The 1,894-nt window shown below is 60.4% G+C and carries 2 protein-coding genes and 1 pseudogene; 1 reads left to right on the plus strand and 2 read right to left on the minus strand.

Annotated features, from left to right (window positions below):
* Positions 1–719 (minus strand): LarC family nickel insertion protein (locus ABX749_RS31340; RefSeq protein WP_372899494.1); only part of this gene is annotated, 719 nt, incomplete at its 3' end.
* A gap of 330 nt (positions 720–1,049) precedes the next feature.
* Between ABX749_RS31340 and ykgO the strand changes: the two genes are divergently transcribed.
* Positions 1,050–1,202 (plus strand): type B 50S ribosomal protein L36, encoded by a 153-nt coding sequence (gene ykgO, locus ABX749_RS31345; RefSeq protein WP_094417406.1) that lies wholly within the window; start codon positions 1,050–1,052, stop codon positions 1,200–1,202.
* 292 nt (positions 1,203–1,494) lie between these two features.
* Here ykgO and ABX749_RS31350 read toward each other — a convergent pair.
* Positions 1,495–1,894, minus strand: a pseudogene (locus ABX749_RS31350) (hypothetical protein); the annotation flags it as partial.

Here is a 1,894-nt window from a genome sequence, read left to right on the forward strand (position 1 = left end):
CGCCGACCGAGCAGGACGCGGAGCATGTTGGCCTGGTCGGGCAGATCCAAGGTTCCGGCGCCGTAACCGATCGAGTCGACGATCATCGAGGGAATCGGCCCGAATTCGGTACACAGTTCTTTGAGGATCGCGGCGCCGGTCGGCGTGGTCAGCTCTTTGGCGATCGAGCAGGACGCGATCGGGATTCCGGCCAGAATTTCAGCCGTCGCCGGTGCCGGGACCGCCACGAGCCCATGATCGATTTTGATCGATCCGGTTCCCGTCGGAACCGGCGATGCCATTGCCGAGGTGATGCCCAAACTTGTGATCCCCACGGCTGCCCCGACGATGTCGGCGATCGAATCGATGGCCCCGACCTCGTGGAAGTGGACTTTCTCCAGCGTCGTCCCGTGCACCTTGGCTTCCGCAACCGCGACGTGGCCGAAGATTCGCTTGGCCAACGATTTGGCCGCCTGGTCGATTTCGCCGGCCGAATCGATCATGTCCGTAATGTGGTGCAAATGCCGGTGGGCGTGCTCGGGCGGATGGTTGATTTGAACCGAGACGGCACGGAACCCGCACTTTTTGACGTCGCTGGTCGTGATCGACAGATCCGGCAACCCCATCGATCGAATCGCCGCCTCGATCGCCGCCGCATCGGCCCCCAAATCGATCAGGGCCCCCAGCGTCATATCGCCGCTGATCCCGCTAAAGCAATCAAAGTAAGCAAATCGTGTCATGAGTGGTCAATCAAAGAGAGTGGGACGGAGAATTCGATTCCGAAAGACACAGCTGACAGCCCATCGCCCCTCTGCTCGCCTCGCCCGCCCCTCCCTGGCCGATTGGCCTTTCCAATCGGGAAAACCACCCCTCACCAGAAGGGATGAATCTTCCATCGGGAGAGTGCATGAAGGTCGCTGTCCGAAGGTCGCTGTACACCGTGATCTCGTGTCGTTATACTCCGCGACCCTCAAAGCGACCATTGATCGCGAGAACCCGGGGAGAGGCTCCGGGGCATAGACACAGATTACCAGCGTTCGACTTCGAGCGCCACCCGGTGAGAGATTCCGATGAAAGTTGTCAGCAGCATTGGCGCACTGAAGTATCGCCACCCCGATTGCCAAGTCGTCAAACGTCGTGGTCGGGTCTACGTGATTTGCAAGAGCAATCCGAAATTCAAAGTCCGTCAGGGCGGCGCGAAAGTCAAAAAGACCCGTCGTTAGGGTTCGCTCGCCGAATAGGCATCCAGCCTATCTTGCGGCAACCTCGACGAATTGGACGCCTAATCCCACTCGGACGCGAGTCCCACGAATCGGCAGCCCAGCGGCTGCCGATTTTTTCGTGCGCGCAACCGGCAATGTCCGCGACGAGCAGTTGGAAGTCGCTATGGTTTGTCGATCTTATTTAGAAGCTCGACACGGTTGGTGAGCCGCTGGCCGTAAGGCCCCAGGCGTTGCGCCCAAGGCCCGGCCGCTTACGCGTCACGGCTCACTCATTCATCAACCGCTCAGGCCCCTAGATTTTTTCCACGTAGGCGAAATAGGCGCCGAAGACTTCTCCGGAATCGGTTTCAAAGGTTGCGGTCATCGTCGTCGTCTCGGGTTCCAGGTCCATCTCGAACACGACTTCTTTTGCACCTTCAGGCACCGCCGCGGACTTTTCGACGCCACCGATTTTTAGTGTGGCTTTGGCTGCCGCGACGGGCTTGCCGGGCGTTTCCCGAAATGCTTTTTGCCCGGGCACCGGCGGTCCCGGTGGCAGCGGGCTGGCGATCGGCCGATCGACCTCCTCGGGCCAACGACGCAACCGAACCACGGACTTGCCGCCCTCGGTGATCTTGACGTTCCAGAACCCGGTGTTGGCCGGGCCGTTCATCGCCGCCCGCACCTGGCTTTGATTCCAGGGTGTCATCCGC

It is taken from the genome of Stieleria sp., assembly GCF_041595215.1.
Lineage (GTDB): Bacteria > Planctomycetota > Planctomycetia > Pirellulales > Pirellulaceae > Stieleria > Stieleria magnilauensis.